The sequence below is a fragment of the Amphritea atlantica genome (assembly GCF_900111095.1).
Classification (GTDB): Bacteria; Pseudomonadota; Gammaproteobacteria; order Pseudomonadales; family Balneatricaceae; genus Amphritea; species Amphritea atlantica.
The window spans coordinates 133,103-157,677 of sequence record NZ_FOGB01000001.1 but is presented as its reverse complement, the minus strand read 5'-3'; the positions used below and the strand labels follow the sequence as shown (position 1 = coordinate 157,677).

29 protein-coding genes are annotated in these 24,575 nt (G+C 50.5%); 2 read left to right on the top strand and 27 right to left on the bottom strand.

Going from position 1 to position 24,575, the window contains the following annotated elements; genetic code table 11:
* Positions 1-31: 31 nt before the first annotated feature.
* The 23 genes from BMY09_RS00750 to pcaF all read right to left on the bottom strand — a co-directional run bounded on the left by BMY09_RS00750 (position 32) and on the right by pcaF (position 20,545).
* Entirely contained in the window at positions 32-961 is a 930-nt protein-coding gene (locus tag BMY09_RS00750; protein WP_091352633.1) for a flavin reductase, read from the bottom strand.
* Positions 962-1,005: 44 nt separating this feature from the next.
* On the bottom strand, positions 1,006-1,197 hold the full coding sequence (locus BMY09_RS00745; RefSeq protein ID WP_091352631.1) for a 2-hydroxymuconate tautomerase: 192 nt from the start codon (positions 1,195-1,197) through the stop codon (positions 1,006-1,008).
* A gap of 141 nt (positions 1,198-1,338) precedes the next feature.
* Positions 1,339-2,262 carry a catechol 2,3-dioxygenase gene (locus BMY09_RS00740; protein ID WP_091352627.1) on the bottom strand — a complete coding sequence of 308 codons (924 nt, stop codon included), beginning with the start codon at positions 2,260-2,262 and terminating at the stop codon, positions 1,339-1,341.
* A 115-nt stretch (positions 2,263-2,377) separates the two neighbouring features.
* Entirely contained in the window at positions 2,378-2,869 is a 492-nt protein-coding gene (locus tag BMY09_RS00735) for a universal stress protein (protein WP_091352625.1), read from the bottom strand.
* A gap of 94 nt (positions 2,870-2,963) precedes the next feature.
* Positions 2,964-4,280 carry a TRAP transporter large permease gene (locus BMY09_RS00730; RefSeq protein WP_091352623.1) on the bottom strand — a complete coding sequence of 439 codons (1,317 nt, stop codon included), beginning with the start codon at positions 4,278-4,280 and terminating at the stop codon, positions 2,964-2,966.
* A 4-nt stretch (positions 4,281-4,284) separates the two neighbouring features.
* Positions 4,285-4,839: a TRAP transporter small permease gene (locus BMY09_RS00725; protein WP_091352620.1), complete on the bottom strand. Its 555-nt coding sequence runs from the start codon at positions 4,837-4,839 to the stop codon at positions 4,285-4,287.
* Positions 4,840-4,851: 12 nt separating this feature from the next.
* Entirely contained in the window at positions 4,852-5,871 is a 1,020-nt protein-coding gene (locus BMY09_RS00720; protein ID WP_091352619.1) for a TRAP transporter substrate-binding protein, read from the bottom strand.
* A gap of 213 nt (positions 5,872-6,084) precedes the next feature.
* Positions 6,085-7,041: a PDR/VanB family oxidoreductase gene (locus BMY09_RS00715; protein ID WP_091352616.1), complete on the bottom strand. Its 957-nt coding sequence runs from the start codon at positions 7,039-7,041 to the stop codon at positions 6,085-6,087.
* Between the two features lie 86 nt (positions 7,042-7,127).
* The gene (locus tag BMY09_RS00710) at positions 7,128-7,889 is read right to left on the bottom strand and encodes an SDR family NAD(P)-dependent oxidoreductase (protein ID WP_091352614.1); all 762 of its coding nucleotides are present in this window, start codon (positions 7,887-7,889) and stop codon (positions 7,128-7,130) included.
* A 10-nt stretch (positions 7,890-7,899) separates the two neighbouring features.
* Positions 7,900-8,379 carry an aromatic-ring-hydroxylating dioxygenase subunit beta gene (locus tag BMY09_RS00705; protein ID WP_091352611.1) on the bottom strand — a complete coding sequence of 160 codons (480 nt, stop codon included), beginning with the start codon at positions 8,377-8,379 and terminating at the stop codon, positions 7,900-7,902.
* A gap of 27 nt (positions 8,380-8,406) precedes the next feature.
* Complete coding sequence (locus BMY09_RS00700; RefSeq protein ID WP_091352610.1) at positions 8,407-9,684, bottom strand: aromatic ring-hydroxylating oxygenase subunit alpha; 1,278 nt, start codon at positions 9,682-9,684, stop codon at positions 8,407-8,409.
* A 57-nt stretch (positions 9,685-9,741) separates the two neighbouring features.
* On the bottom strand, positions 9,742-10,263 hold the full coding sequence (locus tag BMY09_RS00695) for a nuclear transport factor 2 family protein (RefSeq protein WP_091352607.1): 522 nt from the start codon (positions 10,261-10,263) through the stop codon (positions 9,742-9,744).
* A gap of 22 nt (positions 10,264-10,285) precedes the next feature.
* Positions 10,286-10,645, bottom strand: coding sequence for an IacB protein (locus BMY09_RS00690; protein ID WP_091352604.1), 360 nt, complete (start codon positions 10,643-10,645; stop codon positions 10,286-10,288).
* A gap of 48 nt (positions 10,646-10,693) precedes the next feature.
* A complete protein-coding gene (locus BMY09_RS00685) occupies positions 10,694-11,842 on the bottom strand; it encodes an acyl-CoA dehydrogenase family protein (RefSeq protein ID WP_091352601.1) in 1,149 nt (382 codons plus the stop codon).
* Between the two features lie 3 nt (positions 11,843-11,845).
* A complete protein-coding gene (locus BMY09_RS00680; protein WP_091353835.1) occupies positions 11,846-12,982 on the bottom strand; it encodes an amidase in 1,137 nt (378 codons plus the stop codon).
* A 362-nt stretch (positions 12,983-13,344) separates the two neighbouring features.
* Positions 13,345-13,824 carry a MarR family winged helix-turn-helix transcriptional regulator gene (locus BMY09_RS00675; protein ID WP_091352598.1) on the bottom strand — a complete coding sequence of 160 codons (480 nt, stop codon included), beginning with the start codon at positions 13,822-13,824 and terminating at the stop codon, positions 13,345-13,347.
* Positions 13,825-14,126: 302 nt separating this feature from the next.
* Entirely contained in the window at positions 14,127-15,224 is a 1,098-nt protein-coding gene (paaE, locus tag BMY09_RS00670; protein ID WP_091352595.1) for a 1,2-phenylacetyl-CoA epoxidase subunit PaaE, read from the bottom strand.
* A gap of 35 nt (positions 15,225-15,259) precedes the next feature.
* A complete protein-coding gene (paaD, locus tag BMY09_RS00665) occupies positions 15,260-15,799 on the bottom strand; it encodes a 1,2-phenylacetyl-CoA epoxidase subunit PaaD (protein WP_091352592.1) in 540 nt (179 codons plus the stop codon).
* 6 nt (positions 15,800-15,805) lie between these two features.
* On the bottom strand, positions 15,806-16,570 hold the full coding sequence (gene paaC, locus BMY09_RS00660) for a 1,2-phenylacetyl-CoA epoxidase subunit PaaC (protein ID WP_091352589.1): 765 nt from the start codon (positions 16,568-16,570) through the stop codon (positions 15,806-15,808).
* A 16-nt stretch (positions 16,571-16,586) separates the two neighbouring features.
* On the bottom strand, positions 16,587-16,880 hold the full coding sequence (gene paaB / locus BMY09_RS00655; RefSeq protein WP_091352587.1) for a 1,2-phenylacetyl-CoA epoxidase subunit PaaB: 294 nt from the start codon (positions 16,878-16,880) through the stop codon (positions 16,587-16,589).
* A 12-nt stretch (positions 16,881-16,892) separates the two neighbouring features.
* Positions 16,893-17,837 carry a 1,2-phenylacetyl-CoA epoxidase subunit PaaA gene (gene paaA / locus BMY09_RS00650; protein ID WP_091352584.1) on the bottom strand — a complete coding sequence of 315 codons (945 nt, stop codon included), beginning with the start codon at positions 17,835-17,837 and terminating at the stop codon, positions 16,893-16,895.
* A gap of 85 nt (positions 17,838-17,922) precedes the next feature.
* Positions 17,923-19,233: a phenylacetate--CoA ligase PaaK gene (gene paaK / locus BMY09_RS00645; protein ID WP_091352581.1), complete on the bottom strand. Its 1,311-nt coding sequence runs from the start codon at positions 19,231-19,233 to the stop codon at positions 17,923-17,925.
* Positions 19,234-19,336: 103 nt separating this feature from the next.
* A complete protein-coding gene (gene pcaF, locus BMY09_RS00640) occupies positions 19,337-20,545 on the bottom strand; it encodes a 3-oxoadipyl-CoA thiolase (RefSeq protein WP_091352578.1) in 1,209 nt (402 codons plus the stop codon).
* Between the two features lie 449 nt (positions 20,546-20,994).
* Here pcaF and BMY09_RS00635 point away from each other — a divergent pair, with 449 nt between their 5' ends.
* Positions 20,995-21,495, top strand: coding sequence for a Crp/Fnr family transcriptional regulator (locus tag BMY09_RS00635; protein WP_091352574.1), 501 nt, complete (start codon positions 20,995-20,997; stop codon positions 21,493-21,495).
* Here the strand turns inward: BMY09_RS00635 and BMY09_RS00630 are convergent.
* From BMY09_RS00630 to BMY09_RS00620, 3 genes are all read right to left on the bottom strand, one after another.
* Entirely contained in the window at positions 21,486-22,163 is a 678-nt protein-coding gene (locus BMY09_RS00630) for a M15 family metallopeptidase (RefSeq protein WP_091352572.1), read from the bottom strand. The two genes, BMY09_RS00635 and BMY09_RS00630, sit on opposite strands and share 10 nt — an antisense overlap.
* Before the next feature lie 128 nt (positions 22,164-22,291).
* Complete coding sequence (locus tag BMY09_RS00625) at positions 22,292-22,504, bottom strand: cold-shock protein (RefSeq protein WP_091352569.1); 213 nt, start codon at positions 22,502-22,504, stop codon at positions 22,292-22,294.
* A gap of 222 nt (positions 22,505-22,726) precedes the next feature.
* Complete coding sequence (locus BMY09_RS00620; protein ID WP_091352566.1) at positions 22,727-22,999, bottom strand: hypothetical protein; 273 nt, start codon at positions 22,997-22,999, stop codon at positions 22,727-22,729.
* Between the two features lie 251 nt (positions 23,000-23,250).
* Here BMY09_RS00620 and BMY09_RS00615 point away from each other — a divergent pair, with 251 nt between their 5' ends.
* Positions 23,251-24,117, top strand: coding sequence for a LysR family transcriptional regulator (locus tag BMY09_RS00615; RefSeq protein ID WP_091352563.1), 867 nt, complete (start codon positions 23,251-23,253; stop codon positions 24,115-24,117).
* A 55-nt stretch (positions 24,118-24,172) separates the two neighbouring features.
* On the opposite strand, the gene BMY09_RS00610 is transcribed toward BMY09_RS00615, so the two are convergent.
* A complete protein-coding gene (locus BMY09_RS00610; protein WP_091352561.1) occupies positions 24,173-24,496 on the bottom strand; it encodes a hypothetical protein in 324 nt (107 codons plus the stop codon).
* Positions 24,497-24,575: the final 79 nt, after the last annotated feature.

Here is a 24,575-nt window from a genome sequence, read left to right as displayed (position 1 = left end):
ATTCAGGCCCGTTGATGTTAAAAAAACGTATTTAAGGGCGGCCTTCCATAATCGCTCGTAAGCCGTTTTTCAACTGTCTGGACTGTTCATCAGACAGAGCGCTAAGGACTTCGGCTTCGTGCTGTTTGGCCAGATCCAGCAGTGTATCGGCCAGCGAGGTACCCGCAGGCAACAAACGAAGGGAACCGTCGACCAGCTCAACCAGTCCCCGGTCCTGCATCCACTCAGCAGTCTGTAGCAACGCCACGGCTGGTTGCATCACTAACGGAGCCAGATCGTCGGTTTTCATGGCACCATGATCACGAAGCATCGCCAGTATGCGCCACTCTTCCGGGTTAACACCGCCGTGCGCCTGCAACTTCGGATAAAGATCTGAACTGAAGCGATTATAGGACTCACGCAACATATACAGCAGATAGTCTGAGATAAACTCACCGGACTCGTCCCCGGCATCGTATTTAACCGTAGATGGATGCTGGCTGGAGACGGAATAACTCCCCCGGGCAAAGACCAGTGGCAGATTGCTGTCGTTATAGCGGTAATCCAGTACCTCACCCACCAGAATCAGATGATCCCCCCCTTCGTACACGGCCCAGGTCTTACATTCGAACTGGGCTGAATAGTCGTTCAGCAGAGGACTGTCGCCCACCCCTTTGCCATAGATAACATCTTTAAATTTATCTTCGCCACGGCTGGCAAACCGGTTAGACAGATCAACCTGATCCCGGCTCAGCACATTCACCGCAAAGTGTTGCGAATTTTCAAAGGCCGCCAGACTGTGCGCGCCCTTATCAATACTCCACAAAATCAAAGGTGGCTCAACAGAGACAGAGTTGAAACTGCTGGCGGTCACACCAACCGGGCGGCCCTGCTGATCATTTGTTGTGATAACCGTAACACCGGTCGGAAATTGCGAAAGCGCGCGGCGAAAATCACGCGCATCAAAATTTTGCATACTCATACTTACCACCTTTTCTTCTTATAGAACTGTCACCCCCGGATGACTTACCTGCCCAACTGATCGGCCGGTACACCGGATATGCCAAAGTGTTTTTTAGGGATCTCCTGCAACAACACTCTGATGCTCTCTTCCGGTGAGGAGATAGCGCTCATTACCGCATCAGTCACCTGGCGGATCAGCGCTGCTTTTTGTTCATCCGTACGCCCTTCCATCATCTGAATATTGACGATTGGCATCTTAATCACCTCTTCAAGTCTTAATAAAATTGTCTGTAAACGCTCTGTTTCCTATTGTGATCGAAACAGTAAACCGCCGTTGTCCGGTATGAATAACGCTGGCTATGCACACCGGGACGATGCTAAAACCGAACCGCTCGCTTAAGTAAGAACGCTAAGGAAACGCTCGTTAAGCACGCGGTCATGGTAGAAAATCGCCTTACCCAGATCCTCAGCTTTCCAGGTCACCGGCTCATGATCGGGGTAGTGATAATCGCCACCGCAGAACACTTCGTTACGGTTACCCGATGGATCGAAGAAGTAGATCGTCTGGCCATGGGTCAGGCCGTGGCGGGTCGGGCCGATATCGATGGACGTGTTGGTCATGGAGATCAGATCCGCAGCACGCAGCACCGACTCCCAGGTTTCCAGGTAGAACGAGGCGTGGTGGAATTTACCCGGCTCTGGGCAGTCGATAAATGCCACATCATGGGCTTTCATACTGGCTGTCAGGAACGCCGCAACACGATTACCTTCCGGATCAACCACCTGTTCGGCCAGATCAAAGCCCAGCACATCGCGGAACAGCGCATAAGTATCTTCAACATTCGGCCCATACAACAAGCAGTGATCAAAGCGCGTGGCTTTCATCCCTTTCAGATCCATCGGCCAGGCTTCCGGATTAACATTGGATACCCCCCATTTACCGGGCTGCTCTTTTTCCGCATAGAGTTCAAAGCGGTGTCCGGTCGGTGCTTCAAAACGGATGCGACGACCGCAGCCACTCAGCTCACCCGCTGCAATATGCTCCACCGCACAGCCGTACGCTGTCAGGTCGCTCTCAAGCTTCTCCAGCACTGTATTGTTGAGCACCTTAAAGCCCATAAAGTCCATACCCGGCTCATCGGCCTGACGCAGGACAACGGAGAACTTATCCACTTCGGTCCAGCCTTTCAGATAGGCACGCCCCTGATCATCACGCTCCACCTCAATCAGCCCCAGCAGATCCCGATAATGAGCCAGCGCTTCTTCGATATCCAACACCCGGAGCTGCACATGACCGGGACGCATTACACCCTTTTTCATTTTGTTAATCCTCTTATTGTTGTTTTAGTCAGCTATTTCTAATGAACTATTTTTTTATCAGCTTTGTTTTCACATCGATTTAACCGGCTATCGGTGACAGCCAGTACCGACAGCATTAGTTTTCAATCGGCACAATCATCACCGGCCGGTTACTCAGCTGTATCACCGACTGGGCGGTCGAGCCGACAAAAAATCGCCCCAGCACTGAGTGAGTCCGGGTCCGTGTCCCCATCACGATCAGATCAGCATCCAGCTCATCGGCAACCTGAATAATGGTTTCTGCCGCAGGCCCCTCCTCTATCCGGGCTACCGGATGATTCTGCAGCGGCTCACGGCCTGAAAGCTCCTGCAGACAAAACTCTGAAATACGACTTTCCATCAACGCCTTCAGATTGCCGAAACCTTCAGAACGCATCCCAGCAATCACCTGAGGATTAAGGTATCCCTCCAGCAGGGTTGTCGTTGAAGTACCGACAGGCTCCACCACATTCAGAAAGATCAGATTAGCGTTATGTTTAAAGGCCTCTTTAGCCGCCATGTAAAACGCCTTTTTAGAGCCATCCCCAAGATCAGATGCATACAGAATTGTTTTGATATCAGGTATCATGGTTCAACCTTTTTATTGTTCTAACGTCGGTTCCTGTTCAGAAAGCCGCTCAAACTAACGGCTTTCATAACCCAGATCTCATAGCCCGGAAGTTTCAACTCACCATCCCCGGCAGAATCAGAGAGATTGCCGGTACCGTTGCGATTAATAGCAAACGCACAATATCTGCGATCCAGAAAGGGGTAACGCCTTTGAAAATCGTCGATAACTTAACATCAGGCAGCACCGACTTAAGGACAAAGACGTTCAGCCCGACCGGCGGCGTGATCAGGCTGATCTCTGTTACTACCACCACCAGGATGCCGAACCAGATCAGGTCAAACCCCATCGCCTGCACCAGTGGATAAAACACCGGAACCGTCAGCAGAATCATCGACATACTTTCCAGTACACATCCCAGCAGCACATAGATCCCGATAATGGCGACAATCACCCAGATCGGGCTCAGCCCCATTCCGAGAACGGCATCGCGCAACGAATCGGGTAACCCTGCCAGATTGATAAAATTGGAGAACAACACCGCACCGATCACCAGAAAGAACAACATGGCGGTGGTACGTACCGTACTGACCAGCGTTTCAACCAGACGTTTAAAGGTCAGGCAGCGACGAAACAGAGCGATAAAAAAAGCACCGGAGGCGCCGATACCCGCCGCTTCTGTGGGCGTAAAAATACCGCTGTAGATGCCGCCCATGACAACCAAAAACAACAGACAGATCGTCCAGACATCTCTGAAAGCGATGAAACGCTCAGCCCAGCTGGAGCGCTCCCCGGCAGGGCCAGCTTCCGGCTTGAGATATACCGTCACACTGACAGCAGCCATGTAGAAAATAATACCGATCAGCCCTGGCAGTAATCCGGCGATAAACAACAGACCGATATCCGTTTCAGTGATCATGCCATAGACCACCAGAATCACACTGGGTGGGATAAGAATGCCCAGCGTCCCCCCGGCTGCGATTGAACCGCTGGCCAGGCCATCGGAATATTTATACTTTCGCATTGAGGGCATTGCGACTCTGGACATGGTGGCTGCAGTCGCCATAGAGCTGCCGCAGACTGCCGAAAATGCACCGCAGGACACCACTGTTGCCAGCGCCAGGCCCCCTTTAAAGTGGCCCAGAAACGCATTCGAGGCGCGATATAACTGGGAGGACAATCCCGCCTCAGTAATAAAGTTCCCCATCAGAATAAACAGCGGAACCACCGACAAGCTGTAGGATAAACCGGTTTCAAAGGACACCTGAGAAATCATGTTTAACGCTGCATCCCAGCCCCGTGGATTACCAAACTCCACCTGTTGCACATAGGCAAAACCGCAGACACCGACAATACCCATCGCATAACCCAGCGGTACACGCGCGAAGATAAGGAACAGCAAGGCGGCAAAACCAATCAGACTTATTTCCATAGGATTACTTCACCTCTTTAACAGCAGTATCACCATGATCATGGCTGAACAGTTTTTTGCCTCGCTTAAACACCAGCATCAGCATCAGTGCCCAGGTGGACAACGAACAGCAAACCGCCATCAGAAACACCAGCCCTGCAAAAGGGATCTGCAGAATGGCCGTGGTGTCTTCATATTCGTAGGTGCGGATCGCCAGTTTCCACATCATCCAGGAGAGGGCTGCAAATGCGATAAGGTTAACCACGCAGATAGCAATATCCTGCAAGGGTTTGAGAAAAGCCGGAATGGTCGAGTCCATAATGTCCACATCGACATGGGACCCTTCCGCCGTCACCATTGGCAAACCGAGAAATATGAGTGATGCAAGTAGCAGCTCTGTCACTTCAAAGCCACCTGGCAGGGGCGCAGAGAACAGATCCCGCCCGACTACATCCACCAGCGTTACCACCATCATGGTAAACATGGCCAGCGCAGCAGTGTAGGCAAGCACCCGTTCGAAAAGAAACTCGAACGGGCGGATCCATACCTGAGTCCTGAACAAAGATTTCAAGAAGCTCATAAGCGGACTCGGTTACTTGTTATAACTTGCGGTAATCTGACGCAGCTCAGCCAAAGCGGCCGCTCCATCGACACCACGCTTTCCGGCTTCTTTAATCCAGTCAGACTCAAGGTTAGAGGTGCGCTGTTTTATCTCTGCGATAAACGCATCATCAGCGACGGTGATCTCATTGCCGTTGTCCTTCATCTCTTTCAATGCAGCCGCATCCGCAGCATCCCAGACGCGCCCTGCTAACTGGGAAAAGGCTTCACCGGACACACTCATGATGGCATCCTGATCCTGTTGTGACAGACTGCGAAAGCGATCTTTATTCATCACCAGAAAGAAGCTGATGTTATAAAGGCCACCGGGCACCATTGTGGTGTGGGTAACAATATCTTTAATTTTGAAGGCGGTAACCGATTCCATCGGCAGCAGTGTGCCATCGGCAACCCCATGGGAGAGCAACTCATAACTTGCAGATGCAGGTTTCAACAGTGGCACCGCCCCCAGAGAGGTCGCCACATCATTGACCACACCGCCGCCAACACGCAGTTTCATACCGTCCAGATCTGCCACCGACGCAACTGTTTTCTTGCTGTTGTGGATCATGCCCGGACCGTGGGTAAAGACACTCAGAAGTTGTGTATCTTTATGTTCATTGGCTTTGGCCAGGTATTTCTGGTGTACACGCCAGTAGGCTACGGACAGCGCTTCAGCACTGTTACCACTAAAGGGAAACTCAACCACCTTAGTCAGCAGAAACCGGCCGGGGGTATAACCATGAACACTGTAAGTAATATCAGCCAGACCATCTCGGGCAATATCATAGTGAACCTTTGGATGTCCCAGTCCCTTGGCCAGAATATTGATCTTCACCCGCCCCTCGGTGGCCTCTTCAACCTGTTTGGTCCAGGGCACAATCATCTGTGACACAACCGGGTGAGAAGGGGGTAACCACGAAGACAGCGTCAGCGTGGTATCCGCGCTGGCGATGCCATGACTAAGGGTTAGTACAAATCCTACAGCAACTGTTTTGAGAAACTTTTTCATTTTAAAATCTCCTGATCGCTCTCATTTTTATAGTTTTATTGAAAGTAATAGTGCTTCTTAAATCGCCCGCTTCATCTGTTTTAAGTTGAAAACCACCCTGAGAAGAGCGTCTGAATATAGTTTACATTTCAACTATATTCAGACAGTTCATCCCTATTTATGACGCATCATTAAAGCTCTGTCTTGCCGCTGAATCGGTCGTCGCTTGCTGGATCAGATATCCAGAACCAGCTTGCTACTTTTCGCCCGCGAGCAACACAGGATAATCTGGTCGTTATCCTCCCTCTCCTCTTCGTTGAGAAACTTATCTTTATGATCGGGCGTCCCCTCCAGCACATCGCAAAGACAGGTGCCACAGACCCCCTGTTCGCAGGAAACATCTACCTTAATGCCCGCAGCTTCCAATGCTTCAACAATGGTCTGATTTTCACCCACCATTACCGAAACACCACTCTGCTCAGCAACCACCTCGAAGGCTTTGCCGGAGGAGTCGATATCCGCATTGAAATATTCAAAATGGACATTATGTTTGTCGAATCCGGCGTTTTCAGCAGTCGAGATCACCCAATCCATAAAGCCTGAAGGGCCACAGACATAGATATGAGTATCCGCTGTCACCGGCGCGAAAGCCCCCTGAGGATCAAAACGCTGCCCGTCGCCCTCATCATCAAAGTGCAGCTTTACACAATCACCAAACTCGGCGGCCAGTTCATCGAGAAAACCAGCACTGCTGCGGGTTCGGCAACAGTAATGCAGTTCAAACGCTTTACCCGCCGCCCGCAGTGTATAGGCCATGGTCAGCATCGGCGTGATACCAATCCCACCACCCACCAGAATGGTGCGCTCTGCAGACAGGTCCAGAGGGAAATGGTTACGGGGGGCGCTGATCTGAATCTCAGCCCCAGTGTGAAAGTTTTTATGGATCGCAACCGAGCCGCCCCGTGACGCAGGATCATTCAAAATCCCCAGGCGATAGACAGCACTGTTATCAGGGTCATTACTGAGGGAGTACTGACGCACAATATCAGGTGTCACATGCACATCGATGTGGGACCCGGCATCAAAGGCAGGCAGGTTATTGCCATCTTTTGCCATCAGTTCAAAGACCGCTACGGCGTCCGCCTGGTCCTCACGCTTACTAATAACAACATCAATCAGCTGTTCGCTCATAATCTCACCCTTAAAAAGTCGTACTGTCGGGCCTGCACTCCAGGCCCGACTGAATGCCCGGGTCTTAATGCCCAAGTCTTAACGCCTTAGCGCATGAAAATTCCGCCATTCACATCCCAGGCAGCACCTGTGACAAAAGACGCTTCAGGACTTGCCAGTTTCGTCACCATATCCGCAACAAACTCAGCATTACCCAGCGCTTTAACCGGAATCATCTCGTTGATTATCTGCTCAAGACGCTCCGGTGGTACCAGTGCACGTACTGAAGGCAGATCGATAGGTCCCGGTGCCACAGCGTTCACCGTGACACCTGACTCTGCTAGTTGACGGGCAAAGATTTTCGTCATCGTCAGGATGGCGCCTTTGCTGGATGCATAGTGAGCTCCGGAAGCGGTGCCGCCATTCTGTCCTGCCAGTGACGCCAGGTTAACGATGCGCCCATAGCCTTTGTCGGCAAAATACTGACCAAACACCTGACAACCGAAGAAGGTTCCGCGCATATTCACGCTGACGACCTTGTCAAACTCCTCCGGAGTAATCTCCATCACCGGTGTCGTCGGTGTCATCGCTGCGTTATTCACCAGCGCATCGACTTTGCCAAAACGGACCACAGCGGTCTCAAGCGCTTCAGAAAAATCGCTCTTAAGCAGTACATCCAGCTTCAGCGCCAGTACACGCTCCTGAGAGGCATCAATCTCAAGGGCCGTCTCTTGTGCTCCGCCCTCATTGGCATCGGTAACGACAACAGCAAATCCTGCATTAAACAGACTTTTAGCAATTGCTTTACCCAGCCCCTGAGCAGCACCGGTGACCAGAGCAACCTGATCGGTTTGTGTTTTCTCAGTCATCTGGACCCCCTTAAAGGATGTAACCAATACTGCTCAGATAAGCATCTGCATTCTGTAACCGAACGACCTTTTCTTCGATCTGGAAGTCGTTACCGGTCCTGGCCAGCTTATAGGTGACATCGGCCGGATAGCTCTTCAGATTGCCGTGACGGCATTCGCTCAGATACATGGCACAACGAACGGTGACATGGCTGTCGCTATCCTCAAGAATACGGAAGCGGGATAAGCCGCGAACGGTTTTATCGGTTGTCTGGGTTGATACGGCTTCGCCGCTCAACAGACGGTTCACCCGCAAACGCCGCATTTCGGCTTTGTCGTAGGCATAGTTAAGTGTATTGGCAAAGTCGGTTTCCTTAGGATCGACCGGCACCACGTAGACACCGGTATCACTCCACAGCCCCAACCACTCGTTATACTCCTGAAAATCAAGCATATCGGCTTCGGTGTTAATAAAGGCCGTTACCTGATTCAGCAAACTTAAATCTGTCATTTTTTTATCTCCTCTCAATCAGCTCAATCAGGCAATCATCATCTTTTTCCACTGCTGGTAAGCAGCGCGCATGCCGGTCTCAGAACACACCGCACCGGAGACATTGCCATCCGGACTGGTGGTCAGATGGTTCTGGCCGCGATTCAGCAGAATCCACTCCTCATTACCCGCCTGAGAACCTTTCTGAACCCGCTCCCATGCTTCCGCATCGTCCGGTGTTCCAAAGCCCATTGGCCCCTGGAAATGTTCATGTAAACGCAGACGCATCTGGTTAAATGCCGCCGGAGCACCCTCGCCCCCCAGAGCCACATGGTGGATCTCTGTCTCATTCACGGAAACCGGTGCCAGCACGCGGAAAAACGCCATCGAGCAGGCAACATTCGGGAACAGGTTAAGGTTGAAACCAGAACCGCCAACAGCACGCACCATACGGCGAACTTCCAGATCAGAATGGCCTTCAGCAGCCAGTTCATCCGCCAGATCCTGGAAGCGTTCCGGGATCGGGGCTTCAAGATCATGCTCCAGATCGACCAGTTCAGGAATCATCACCATCACACTGTGGCCATTACCCAGATCCTCGACATGACCTTCACCATCGAGGAAGTCGAAGATATCTGCGGTTTGCTCATCAACTGAGGAAACAAAAGACTTATGCACAATCGGGAAGTGGTAAGCATCCGTGGTGTTTTCCAGCTGAATTTTCCAGTTACCCGGAAAACGGAAACGGTGATCTCCGAGTACTTTCAGTGGAAAACCGCCGCTCTGTTTAACAAACAGATCGATCCATTTTTTTGCCCCGCCAAGGAACTCCTCCAGTGGCTGAATATCCTCTTTAAACGTGGCAAAAATCAGCCCCTGATAGGTTTCAAAGCGCAGACTGATCAGCGGCAGTTCTGACTTATCAAATACACCTTCATACTCTTCCGGCTTGGGAATTGCGCGCAGCGCGCCGTCGAGAGAGTATCCCCAACCGTGGTAAGGACACATAAAGCTTTTGGTTTTGCCTTTTTTGCCTTCGCAGACAGTCGCGGCACGGTGACGGCAGCGATTTAGCAAGACATGAATATTGCGCTTACGGTCACGGCTGACGATCACCGAATGACGACCGATCATCGCGGTTTTATAGGAGCCGACCTCAGGGACTTCACTTTCGTGGCCGACCCAAACCCAGGTGTTGTTAAAAATTTTATCCAGCTCTTCCTCAAAGATCTCTGGATTAGAATACAGAGAGGTGTGCACTTTATCCGGCTTGACCATACTCTCGTAATCAGCCGCGATATTTTTTACATCGATCTTATTACTCATGGGATTCCCCAACTCTTGTTCTTTTATTAACTGCTTTTGATTTAGTCAACAGGCCGGTCACTCAGGCACTGGCAGATCAGCAGGCTGATCCCAGGGCGTTTTTACCGGCCGGTTAAACAAACTTTCGGTCTGAAAGTGGCTGATACGCCACTCATCCTGCTCACAACGAAACCGGACTGTGAGGCGCGCACTGCTCAGCTGAGACTTACCGCTGCTAAAGGTCGAGGTCTGCAATAACACCCAGCTTCCAGACGCTTCCTCCCCCTGCACATCAATCAACTCGCTGGTGAGAAAATGCACATTGGTGGCAAAATGCGCTGGCGGTTGCGTGTATTTGGCGAACATCGCCTGAATCGCATCAGCGCCCTGGTGACAGCCAAAGGTTTTACCGTAGCGTCTGCCATGTCCTTCCCAGACGGCATCTTTGGTAAACAGCGCCATCAGGTCGTTCAGTTCAAAGCCAGCATCCAGCAGGTCGCACAGGTACATATAGCGGTTCATGCAACGCCGAATCGCGTGTTCATCCTCAAACCGTTTCAGGCGCTTTGATAAGGATGCAACGGTTTCCCGGGTAGCCATCAGACAGTCTCCAGCAACCAGATCAGGACGGAACCACAAGTTCGCGACCGATACGGGCCTCAACCTTGCAGTACTTCCAAAGCTTGTAGGTGCCGTCACCCACCGGGGTTGAACGGAAGAAGTTACAGGCTTCAATAATCGTTTCCAGGTCAGGCACATCCGCCATAATGTAAGCGGTCCACGGTGAACTGGTTGAAGGTCCCACCTGAATCCGGTCATCATCCATAATCCCCAGCACGTTGACTCCGGGGAGCTCTGCAATCCCCTTCATCATGGCACTGAAGGCCTGCCAGACATCGCCCATTTCACTCTGGGGAGCATCCATAAAGTTCTGATTAACGCCGATACAAAAAAGAACCCGGTGCATAGTGTTTTCGCTCATAACATTCTCTCTCTTAGAATCTGGAGGTTAAAAAACCTGCGGTTTGGATTACAGATAACCAGGCAGCGGCTGATGTTCAAACAGCATCGCCCCGGCATTTTTGTATGTAATTGCCCCCATAAAGGCATGCTGCGTACACATCATGGAATCACGCATAATGCGTGACAGAGGATGGTCGTTATAGGCGCCCGTCATACCGGAAACCTGATAAGCGATGCGAATCGCTTCAGCACATTCGTGGGTCAGATTAGTGGATGCCAGCCGTAGCATGCTGACCTGTTCCGGTGATGGGGTCCCCCCCTTCTGAATCGCCTGCCATGCGTCATCTGTCGCTTCGTAGAAAAACGCCCGGGAAGATCGCACTTTCGCTTCCGCCTTGGCGATCTCCATCTGTACATATTCACGCTCACCCAGGTTGGGCGCTCCGGTCACCGATTTACGACCGGCTGCCATACCCAGCACAACATCGATCGCTTCACGGGCCAGACCCAGTGTTGTCACCGACAACACCTGAGTGGCAAACGCCAGCGAGGGATACTTGAAAAACGGATCATCAAGGTTAGGTTTGCCACCCCGGGTAAAAGTCCACTCCTCAGGCACCACCACGTTGTCGACCACCAGATCGTGGGAACCGGTGCCAACCATACCGATCACATCCCAGGTGGGTTCAATGGTCAGCTTCTCCTGCGGCATCACCGCCATCCGGGGTAACGACTGGCCATCATCCGGCGCAATACCCACACCACAAACACTGGCGCCCATGCAGCCACTGCCAAACTGCCAGCGTCCCTTGACCAAAAATCCACCCTCAACCCGCTTCGCAGGTTGCGGCGGAAAAATACCACCGGCAAATACAACATCCGCCGTTTCCGCCCACACCTTTTCAATGGTTTCCAGGGGTAAACAGGCCAGATACGCAGGGTTCATTCCAAAGCTGGCAACCCAACCCGCTGAACCATCAGCGGCGGAGATCGCTTCCACCATCTGTAAAAACTCAGCAGGTGATTTTTCATCCCCACCAAAACGTTTCGGCACTAACGCCCGGTAAACACCGATCGATTTAAACCGTTCGATAATATCCTGAGAGATATATTTCTGATCTTCAAACTCCTGGCGACGACAACGAATCTCTGCCAGCAGGGAATCAAACTCTGCAGCGCCGCCCCAGATCTCTTTGTTGATGACATTGGAAGTCATTACTCAATACTCCACACTGTTATTATTTTGTTGAGGTAAAAACTCACTCAATACGCAAGCGAGTTCGCATAGCATTTCATCTTCACCTTTGCGCCCCACCAGCTGCAGTCCAACCGGACGGTTGTCAGCGGTTTGAAGAGGGACAGAAAGAGCCGGATGGCCCGATAGATTGAATGGACGCACCAGCGCAGAGATGCTCAGATCAGTTTTGCCCGCCAGCGCATCGGCAAGGCTCATCGGAAATGCGGGAAGTGTTGGTAAGACAAGAACAGAGACCTGCTGTAGTGCCTCATCTACCTGTTTAGTAAAGCGTTCGCGGACAACTTCGGCTTCACGCAACTGATCATCGGTGGTATTAGCGGCATTGGCTAAACGCAGCGCTACATCCTCACCGACTTTGCCGGTTTCAAGGAGATCACCGCAGGCGCGCCAGGTTTCCGCATTAATGACCACCATTCCGGCTGTAAACGCATCAGAAAATGAAGATAAAACCACCGGAGTAGTGTCATACTTCAGGCGACTTAAAAATGCGTCAATGGTGTCTGAGATAAGCGGATCGGCGGCGACATCCACCCGACCGAGGCGAATAGTCTTCGGTAATACAGTCGGCTCAAAGGATGGATCAATCACCTGCATGGCGGTTTTCAGCATTTTTGCAGAAGTGGCAAATATGCCGACACAGTCGAGCGTCGTTTCTGCAGGCAAAACACCCCGGCGACTCACCCGACCAAAGGTTGGCTTGAGGCCGTAAACACCACAACAGGCAGCAGGTACCCGAACCGATCCCCCAGTATCAGTCCCGATAGAGAAGTCTGCCTCTCCTGCAGCGACCGCCACAGCAGAACCACTGGATGAGCCGCCCGGAATCAGATCCGGGTAGTGATAGTTAACCGGCGTTCCTGCCCAATGATTAACCCCGGTCATGCCATAGGCAAGTTCATGCAGATTGGTTTTACCGACTAACTGGCAACCTGCATTCAAAGCCGCATTAACGACGTCTGCATTCTCTTGCGCAGGCAAGGCATCTTCAAGCGCCTGACACCCCGCAATGGTCGGCAAACCCTGCACATCTATCGTATCTTTCACGGCTACCCGGTAACCCTGACCACCCTGAGAAATACGCTGAGAAAAAATAGACATCATTCAGCTACTCACATCATTCTTGTTCTAATTAATCATCACTCTCACCAAGAAGAGTGTTGATTGTTGATCTGAATCAAGAATTATATATTTCACTTGAAGTGTCAACTAAATTTAGTTGAATATTCATCTATTATTTAGCGAAAAAAACACCTTAAAGAAACACAAGACAAGTATAATTACTTACTAATCAGTGACTTAATAAACACAAATAAATTGAAGGAATGATATAAAAATTCACAAAAAATTATTTTTTTAATACTATTTTTCAAGATATAACAGCATTCCGAAGCCAAAATTCAGGTACAAAAAAGCCCCCGTTCAGTTGCCTGAACGGGGGCTTTTCCCTGAGACCGGAAAGTCTATTCGGCTGACATATTGATAAAATAACGCCGAAGCAGCTCAGTAGATTTCTTAATCTGGGGCTCTGTGAACCCCTTAAAAGCCTTAGCAAACACCTTTTTTTCAGTCGTCTTTAATACCATTTTAACTTTGTCGTGGCCCTCGTCAGTCAATGACACCACGGTAACACGACCATCCGTTTCTGACGCATTAACCTCAACCAGCCCGGCATCACGCATACGATAGACAATTTTTGTCATGGTTGGCAGCTTACCGATCGCATGTTCTGCAATATCAGAAATACTCAAGGTGCCATACAAACTCAGCAGCACGGCTACCCGCCAGCGGGCGATATCCATCCCCAGGGGTTTCAGCGTTTTTTCCATTTCCTGGGAATACAAAGCGTTTACACGAGCGATCCAGTAGAATGGAAACTCATTAATATCGAAAAACTGGCTGGATGGACTATATTTTTCCAGCTTTGACGAGTGAAAAACCATGGCAACCTCAATACGCTTTGCTCGATAGCAGCAATCTCTGCGCTACCGTCACTAAATTGGCGCAACCATACCAAATAAATAGCTACCAGACGAGTATAGTGCCATTCAATTGAATAATTAATTGAACAGTAAACCACCTGATATCAATTTTTTAGGCGAAGTCATGGCCTTTACTTGCCCCTTTACAGCTATCTATACCCGTACCAGTTCCCCCTTTTATAAAAAAAAACCCGGCTAAAGAGCCGGGCTAAGCTTCAACAAGGAAGAAAGATCCAACAAGGAAGTACATAGTGAAGAAGAGATCAGCGCTGGTCGAAATCCACCACGACGGTGTCAGAGATCGGGTGGGCCTGACAGCTGAGCACATAACCCGCTTCAATCTCGTGGGGTTCCAGACCATGGGAGATATCCATATCCACCTCCCCTTCGACCAGCTTACATTTACAGGTGGAGCAGACACCGGCTTTACAGGAGTATGGCAGGTCGAGACCATTGTGCATCCCGGCATCGAGTATATTTTCACCCACTGTGGCCAGATCAAACATCACCGCCCGGCCATCTGCACGCACGGTCACTTTAGACATTTTCTCTTCGCCAAACTGCTCTTTACGTTTAGCGGCTTTTTCCAGCATCTCTTTCGAATCTGCCGAGGAGTTAGCAAACAGTTCATAATGAATCTGCTCATCGGTCAGCCCCTCCAGACGGAACCCCCGGGAGACCTCTGACATCATCGATTCAGGGCCACAGATAAAGGCATCATCAACCGTTTTAATATTGATCAGTCCGGCTTTCTGCAACGCGTAACCTTTAGCATTGTCGATCCGGCCATTCAGCAGATCAGCCCCCTGATCTTCATAGTCCATTATATTGATCCACTGAAAGCGGTTCATATAGCGGTTCTTAATGAAGTTCAGTTCATCTTTAAACATCACCGAGTTACTGCGGCGGTTACCGTAGATCAGCGTTACCTTTGAACCCGGCTCAGTATCCAGCACCGATTTCATAATGGAGATCATCGGCGTGATGCCGGAGCCCACAGCGATACACATATAATCTTTACTGTTTTCAGGGCTCAGTTGAGTATAGAAGCTCCCCTGTGGCGGCATCACCTCAACGGACATACCGGGCTTAAAGGTATCGTTAGCAAAATTGGAGAACTTACCGTTCTTAACCCGCTTGATACCTACCCGCATATGACCATCATTGACGCCAGAGCAGATCGAGTAAGATCGACGGACATCTTCACCATCGATGGTGGCACGCAGAGTCAGAAACTGACCCTGAATAAATTTGAACTTATCGGTTAGTTCAGCCGGTACTGCAAAACTGACGCAGATCGCGGTGTCCGTTTCCGGCTGCACATCGGCGATTTTCAGCGTGTAGAAATTGGTGTCTGACATGCTTCACCTTTTGTTTTTATAGAGCTGATTAATCATCAGATCTTTTTGAAATAATCGAATGGTTCACCACAATCATCACACTGAAACAGTGCTTTACAGGCGGTGGAACCAAACTCACTGATTCTTCGGGTATTACGTGAAGCGCAGTGGGGACAGGCTGCATGCGCATCCGGGGTTAACCCATCGTCATCCAAACCAGCATCCTCAGGCGGTGCAATACCATATTCACGCAACTTCTTACGCCCTTCTGGCGACATCCACTCCGAACTCCAGGCGGGTGAAAGTGACAGTTTTACCGTCGCATCCCGGTAACCATTGTCATTCAACAGCTGAATCACATCGGTGGTGATATTGTCCATTGCCGGACAGCCGGAGTACGTTGGCGTTATGGTGACTATCACCTGTTCGCCGTTACGCTGCACATCACGTAAAATCCCCAGATCCCAGATGCTCAGCGCGGGGATCTCCGGATCTTTAATCGCATCCAGCAGGTCCCAGAGCATTTTCACATCGTCAGCATTACGCTGCTGCAAACGCTGGTACTGCTCTTCTGGCATCAGTGAGATCTCGTTCATAACCCGTTACCACTTACAGCCAGGGTGAGAACGGTGCACTATCTGCATCTCTGTGAGCATATGCCCCAGATTCTCAGTGTGATAGCCAATACGGCCTCCGCGAACAGCCCAGCTGTCTTCAGGCACCGTCAGCGTCGCTTCAGTGAGAATAGCGCTGATCATCTCTAACCAGCGATCACGCAACCCGGCAACATCGACACCGATTCCTGCATCCGCCAGCAACTGTTCAGTCTCATCCATATCGAACAGCTCATGGGTATAGCCCCACAGCTGATCAACCGCTTTCTGAGCGCGCTGATGACTCTCGTCAGTACCATCACCCAGACGCAACACCCAGTCACGGCTGCGGCGCAGATGATATTTCGTCTCTTTGATCGCTTTAGCGGCGATAGCCGACAGCGTCTCATCTTTAGATTGCAGCAGCTCAGGCAGCATCAGTGTGTAGTACACATCGGCAAACAGCTGACGTACCTGTGAGTAAGCGAAGTCACCCTTTGGTAGCTCCATCAGCAACAGGTTGCGATATTCACGATCATTGCGCATATAGGCGAAATCATCTTCATCGCGACCATCATCGGCCAGCTCTGCGGCATAGGTGTAAAACATCCGCGCACGACCGATGTAATCCAGAGCTACGTTGCCGTAAGCGATATCCTCTTCCAGGAAAGGCCCATAGCTAACCCATTCGGAGATCCGGTGCCCCAGTACCACAGAATCATCGCCCAGACGGGTCGCGTATTCCTGTGTTGCTTGTTTAATCTGATCACTCATATTCGATTCTCCCCGATCACATGTTGTTTACTGGGTCAGGCAAAACGTAATAGGTCGCATGACGGTAGGGCTTGTCGTCACTTGGGTCGTAGAAGCAATCGGCATCATCTTCCTGAGAGGCACAGATATCGCTGGATTTAACTACCCAGATGCTGACGCCTTCACTACGACGGGTATAACAGTCGCGGGCATATTCCAGTGCCTGCTCATGATCTTCAGCATGCAGGCTGCCAACATGCTTATGGTCCAGACCACGCTTGGAACGTACAAACACTTCAAACAGTTCCAGTTTTTCAGTAACGGTTGTCATCTCATCTACCCCTTATGCCGCATGCTGTGCGTTTTTAGCACGTTTCTTTTCGTTATAGGCTGTGATTGCGTCCCGAACCCATTCACCCTCATCATGAGCAGCAATATGGTGTTCAACACGCTGGCGGTTGCAGTGACCGTTGCCATTGATCACACTCCAGAACTCATCCCAGTTCAGGTCGCTGCTGTCGTAATGGCCACGCGCTTCATTCCATTTAATATTCTTGTCCGGATGCTCCAGGCCCAGCACTTCGATCTGCTTTACTGTCTGATCAACAAATTTCTGCCGCAGGTCATCATTGGTTTCACGCTTGATCTTCCACTCCATCGACTTTTGCGAATGAGCGGATTCTGAATCGTGAGGGCCAAACATCATCAGGGCCGGCCAGTAGAAGCGATCCAACGCATCCTGAGCCATCGCTTTCTGACCTTCTGAACCTTTAGCCAGTGCCAGCATCGCTTCATAGCCCTGGCGCTGATGGAATGATTCCTCTTTACAGATACGGATCATGCCGCGGGAATAGGGGCCATAAGAGGTACGCTGCAGAGACACCTGATTGACAATCGCCGCACCATCCACCAGCCAGCCAATCGCACCCACATCCGCCCAGGTCAGGGTTGGATAGTTGAAGATCGAGGAGTACTTAGCCGCCCCGCTCTGCAACTGTTCAATCATCTCTGAACGGGAGATTCCCAACGTTTCACAGGCACTGTACAGATACAGACCATGGCCCGCCTCATCCTGAATTTTGGACAGCAGAATCGCCTTACGACGCAGAGACGGCGCGCGGGTCAGCCAGTTCCCTTCAGGCTGCATCCCAATCACTTCAGAATGGGCATGCTGGGAGATCTGTCGAATCAGGTTTTTACGGTACGCATCAGGCATCCAGTCTTTCGGCTCAATCTTCTCTTCGGCCGAAATTTTGCGCATGAAGTTTTCTTCTTGTGGTGTTGTCATTTCAATCGTCTCCACTTCGTTTTAAGAGCGTTATGCACAGCTCTCAGGCGATGACTTTTTGGCGATCTGGCAGCAGACCCGCCTGTTATTTTATTTTCGGACGGTTATCAAACACCCGCTTAGCCTTGCCTTCTGAACGGGGAATAGATCCGGGTTGAAGAATCTCAATCTGGGTTGAGATACCTACAACCGCCTTGATATGGTGGGCGAGCTCTTTGGCGCTCTGATCCTGACGGGCGCCCGCCGCTTCTGAGGTCAGTTCAACCTTCACCAGCACGGTGTCAAGATTGCCTTGTTTCTCAACGACGATCTCATAGTGAGGCGCCAGTGCCGGAATCTTGAGAATCTGCTCTTCGATCTGTGTCGGGAAGACATTCACACCCCGGATAATCATCATGTCATCGGAACGACCGGTGATCTTATCGATTCGACGCATCGGCCGCGCGGTGCCCGGCAGCAGACGGGTCAGATCACGGGTGCGATAACGGATAATCGGCAGAGCTTCTTTGGTCAGCGAGGTGAACACCAGCTCGCCGTATTCACCATCGGGCAGTACTTCACCGGTATTCGGGTCAATGATCTCCGGATAGAAATGGTCTTCCCAGATGGTCGGGCCATCTTTGGTTTCGATACACTCCTGCGCCACCCCCGGCCCCATTACCTCTGAAAGGCCATAGATATCTACCGCATCAATACCCAGACGATTTTCGATGTTTTTACGCATCTCATCGGTCCATGGCTCTGCACCAAAGATACCGCAACGCAGTGCCATCTTGTGGGGGTCCAGCCCCTGACGTTCGATCTCATCGATGATGTTGAGCATGTAAGACGGGGTGACCATGATGATATCGGGATCGAAATCATTCATCAGCTGAACCTGTTTCTCGGTCTGACCGCCGGACATTGGAATAACGGTACAACCAAGACGCTCAGCACCGTAGTGCGCCCCCATACCGCCGGTAAACAAACCGTAACCGTAGGAGATATGCACCTTATCACCGGCATGACCACCAGCGGCACGGATGGAGCGGGCAACCACATCGGCCCAGACATTGATATCATTCTGGGTATAACCCACTACCGTTGGTTTGCCGGTTGTACCCGAGGAAGCATGCACCCGCACCACATCGGTCATCGGTACCGCAAAGGAGTTAAACGGATAGGCATCTCTCAGATACGCTTTAGTGGTAAACGGAAAATGCCGCAGATCATCCAGCTGCTTCAATTCAAACGGATGAACTCCGCTTTCGTCGCACAATTTTTTATACGCCGGTACATTATTGTACGCGTGAGCGATACTCCACTGCATACGTACCAGCTGCAAGGCACGAAGCTCATCGATGCTGGCGGTTTCAATGGGATCAAGCGCCCGACGGGAATGCTTCTCATATTTCATAACTTTGCTCGTCCTGTATTTTTATATTGCCGTAGTCAGAACATTGAAAAATCAGCTTGTCAGGATGCTGTCCAGTGCCAGGCTGATTAACGTGTTACCGGTTTTACACTCGCTCGATGATCAGCGCGATGCCCTGCCCTACACCGATACACATGGTGCAGAGCGCATAGCGGCCACCGGTGCGATGCAGCTGATACATCGCAGTTGTCACCAGACGGGCACCACTGGCACCCAGCGGATGTCCCAGCGAGATAGCCCCACCGTTCGGATTGACATGGGCTGCATCATCAGCCAGGCCAAGGTCACGCATCACTGCAAGCCCCTGAGACGCAAACGCTTCATTCAGCTCGATCACATCCATCTGTTCCAGCGTCAGCCCGGTTTTAGCCAGCACTTTACGGGTAGCCGGTGATGGACCAAAGCCCATAATGCGGGGCGCAAGACCCGCCGTTGCCATACCCACAACACGGGCCTTAGGCGTCAGGCCATACTTATCCGCGGCGGCTTGAGACGCGATAAGCAAGGCACAGGCCCCATCATTAACCCCGGAGGCATTACCGGCTGTGACTGAGCCGCCTTCACGGAACGGTGCTTTCAGTTTAGACAGATCTGCCAGGGTTGTTGAGCCGCGGGGATGTTCATCGGTATCAACCACCAATGGCTCACCTTTACGCTGCGGAATCACCACCGGCACGATCTCTTGCTTAAACAGGCCTGCAGCCATCGCAGCAGCGGTTTTTTGCTGGCTACGCAGGGCAAACAGATCCTGATCTTCGCGGGAAATATTGAACTCTTCGGCAACGTTTTCAGCTGTTTCAGGCATACTGTCAACGCCATATTCAGCCTTCATCTTTTTATTGATGAAGCGCCAGCCGATTGTGGTGTCGTACAGGCCATTTGGGGTACGGCTGAAAGCAGCCTCCGCTTTACCCATCACAAAGGGCGCTCGGGACATCGATTCACAGCCACCGGCAATCATTAGTTCGGTCTCGCCCGCTTTAATCGAGCGCGCCGCCATACCAATGGCATCCATACCGGAACCGCACAACCGGTTGATGGTGGTACCAGGCACATCGGTGGGCATACCCGCCAGCAGAGCCGACATACGCGCAACATTTCGGTTGTCTTCACCGGCCTGGTTAGCATTACCGTAAATAATGTCATCTACCTGAGACCAGTCCACCTGTGGATTACGATCCATCAATGCCCTGATAGGCACCGCACCCAGATCGTCAGCCCGAACAGCAGAAAGTCCGCCACCATAACGACCAAAAGGCGTTCTGATTGCATCGCAGATATAGGCATCGGTCATGTTATTTCCTCATTCTTTTTTTTCTGAGAACACTGAGATCACTGCCATGCAGCACAGAACCCGTCAAAGCAATAGTCTCAATGATTCCCGATCGAAGTTAATATTACACAAAAACAACTTAGTGACAACTTTTTTGTATCACTTTAAATATAAAATCGGGTTGCTATTACATAATTCAATAACCCTTAAAGAAACAATAGCATCAGATAATGAAACTTAATTTATGAACAATCCAATCCCAGCTGTATCAGTAAAATTCTCCTCAGTAGAGTATAGGCAACCCACAGGATAAAACTCACTCAGGGCTCTTCCGGCCCACCGTTGATAAAACAACAGAGAAAAACACGGGAAACAGCACTATTCGTACTAAACTAAGGAGAGTTGCTCAGGGACTAGTTTCAGGAACAGGGTCGGGATAGATGTGAAGATCAGTTTCGGTATTTAATTCAGTGAACAGAATAAACAGCCAGCAACTACTGGCACGTTATCAACTCAGCTCATTCAACAATGCTTCCGTGTTTGGAGCCCTGCCGAATCCGGCGATCTACTGGTTGCTGGATCATGGGGTTATCAGAGAGGTCAAAAAAGGGGAGACGCTATTTGTCCCTGGCGAACCCGGCAACAGCTTTCACGTTATCCTGGCCGGGTCCGTGGACTACTATAAGTATCATGATAGCCGTTTTGCCTATATTCGGAAATTTAACAGCGGGGAACAGATCGGCTTCGTCAGCATGATTGCACTGCATGACCGGGTGGGCCGTGCTGAAGCGTGCGAGGAGAGCATTACTCTGGAGATAGATACCGATGTGTATCATGATTTCCATATCAGCCATCCGCTGGAGTTTGGCATACTGATGATGAACCTCGCCCGGGAGATGGCCCGCACTCTCAGAAGCACCAATAATATTGTGGTTGAACAATCACTGAAGAGTGACACCGGTCATCGATGACTGATTCCACCATAGATAGCGTGATCATGGCCGCTCAGGTAAGCCCAGAAGCGGTCGCCATAAGAGAAGTGCCACCACTCCTGAAGGTAGTTAACAAACCCTGCCCTGGTCATCACATCATTCAGGAGGACTCGATTTTTCATCGCCAGATCACTGATTCCCGTTGCATGTGTCAGACACAGGTCTGGCTCTGTTTCAGTCCAGCGATAGATATCCATGCCAACATCCAGCATCGTGCCACTGTCATCAACCAGAAACAGGTCCACTGCAGCCCCAGTATTGTGGGGCGGAATATTCAGGGTACCATCCGGATAGGCCACCGCTGAAACCATGCGGGTCGCCTCATCGAAAAGCGCCGCCACAGAGACCCCTGGCTGACGACGCTGTACCCGTTGCAGTTCATCGTTAAACAACATTTTCTGAACGATCAGGCTACGATAGCCTTCATACAAGCGCAGATAAATACCGGCTGGCAGAAGCGACTGAGCATGCAACAGACGGGAATAGATCCCCTCCCGGACCCAGGTGTAATCGTCCTGAGTTTCCGGACATTCTGGCGCGGGACCATATTGCAGACCACCCAGCAATTTTATATCCACCAGCGGTTCACCACATTCATGGACAGGCACGGCCAGCACCTGCGCAGAGGAAGGTGTCAATTGATGCATTGGACTCTCCGGTTAACCAACTCTTGCAACAAAGTCTCTGAAGACACTCATCTGCTAAAAGTATATCGGTAAACACGAAGAAGTGTGCAGCCAGAACGGCTGCACACAGATAAGATTTCAGAAATTGATCAGCTTGCGGCTATCGGCGTGATGTTAACCGCGTGTATGCCTACCTCTTTGGGTGAAGCTTCAAAGCGAACAGACTGTCCCGTCTTCAGACTTTTATAACCTTCGGTAATAATGGCCGAATAGTGGACAAACAGATCCTCTTCGAAGTCAGGTGAGACAATAAAGCCAAACCCCTTCGCATTGTTAAACCACTTAACTGTTCCCGTATGCATTCAGCACTCCTTTTTAATCATCCTTCACTGCGAGTCGTCAGAGAGTATTCAACGTCTATATCGATCTACGCTACTCTGTGACTATTTTCAGAAATCCGGGCAAACGGGTATATAAGAAAAAATCCTATTATCAGCAAACAATCAAAAGAAAGCTGGTTCAAATCAAAAAAAGGAGGGGGAAAATCAAAAAAAAGCAGGCCTGAGGCCTGCTTTCATCTGGGATTATGCCCGGTCCTGCCGGTCCATATCACCATAGATATCTCGTTTCAGCCGCTGTCTTTCAAGGCGATCCTCGATATCTCTGCGACGACTGTGGGATTTACGACCCAGCTCTTCCGGCAGCTCATCATCTGCCTCATCCCAAAAGTCGTCTGAACTGTAATCTATTGCTCGGATCGGGCGCGCACGTCGCTTGCTGCCTTTATAACTATCATACTCTTCATCCCAGTCATCCTGGTCATCTGAATAGTTACTGATACGATTCCTGTTACTCATAATACTTCTCTTTAATACCTCAAGGGCTTTTAATGCTGCGCACGGTCAGGGCAATATTTCTGAACCGTCGCCGGAAACCGATCAAGCGTTTCTGAGCAGATGATCATAAAAATATCTGATCGGCTTTTAACATACTGTTTAAAGTACAATTGGATTATTATCAGAGATTCAGAGCCTGTAAAATGATGCTTTTTTATGATTTCAATCAAAAATACTAATCGAACTTACCTATTGAGCTTTCTGCTGACACTATGGAAATAGGACTACTACGCACATTTCTGGAAGTGAGCCGTACCCGCCATTTTGGCAAGGCGGCCCAGAACCTTTACCTGACTCAGTCGGCGGTAAGTTTTCGTATCAGACATCTGGAAGAGCTGATCGGTGTTCCTCTGTTTTCCCGTCAGCGCAACAATATTCTGCTGACCGCAGCAGGAGAACGACTGATACCCCATGCGGAAAACATCATTAAAAACTGGCAGTTAGCGCTTCAGGATGTGGCTATTTCCCAGGAACAGGATCTGCAGCTGGTATTGGGAGGGATATCCAATCTGTGGGGAACCTTTCTGCAGTCCACACTGCCGAAACTGGCTGACAGTTTTCCCAGCATGGTGATTCGTACCGAAATCAACAATCATCTGGAACTCACCCGCTCACTGCTTTCCGGTACGCTGGATCTGGCCATCGTACTTGATCCACCGAGCCTCAACGAACTCGGTCACCAGCAGATTGGCCAGATAGAGCTGGCGCTGGTCAGCAGCTATAACGATCTGATGCCCGATCAGGTTCAAAGTCATGACTTTGTCTATGTGGACTGGGGAATGGCTTTCAATCTGAGAACCAATAAACTGTTTAAAAAGCCGATGACACCTGTTCTGCATACCGAGCAGAGCCAGATCGCACTGGAATTTATTCTCAGCCATGGTGGCTCTGCATTTTTACCGCTGGTACTGGTAGGGCCTTATCTGGAGTCAGAGCGGCTGCACCGGGTCAATAATATCAAACCGGTTAAGCGTTCAGTCTATGCCGTCTATGTGAAAGACTCTGAACGACATCCGCAGCTGAAACCGATTATCGATAAGTTATGTCAATATGAGCTGAAACCAGAAATGCGACTCTGACGGTTGCACGACACTCAGTCCGGGTAGCGAACCCGGATTCAGAACTCTTTGGCGATCAGTTGTCCAGTAAAATAGAGAGTGCTTCTTTGACCTCAGGTTGCATCACCGGTGTATTGTCCTGTAGTTCGGCCACCGTCACGGCAAACTGGGTACGAATAACATCGTTCTGATCGACAAGCCAGGCGAGCGCTGCCTGACTACACTGTTGCGGTGTCCATGTTTGCTTTAAAGGTACGCCCGAGCCTTTGAGAAAAGCAATAAAATCATTCTGATCCTTCAATACAGAATTCATATGCGCCTGCTCCTGTGCAACACTTTCGGTCGCTTTATTATTATGCTGTCCCTCAGAGTTATCAGAGTGAGAGACAAAAACCAGCATAAAGCTGGCCCTTATTCTGATTAGACCTTAGTTGTATACCATCAGAATCTATTGTTCAACAAATTTATCGACACTACCC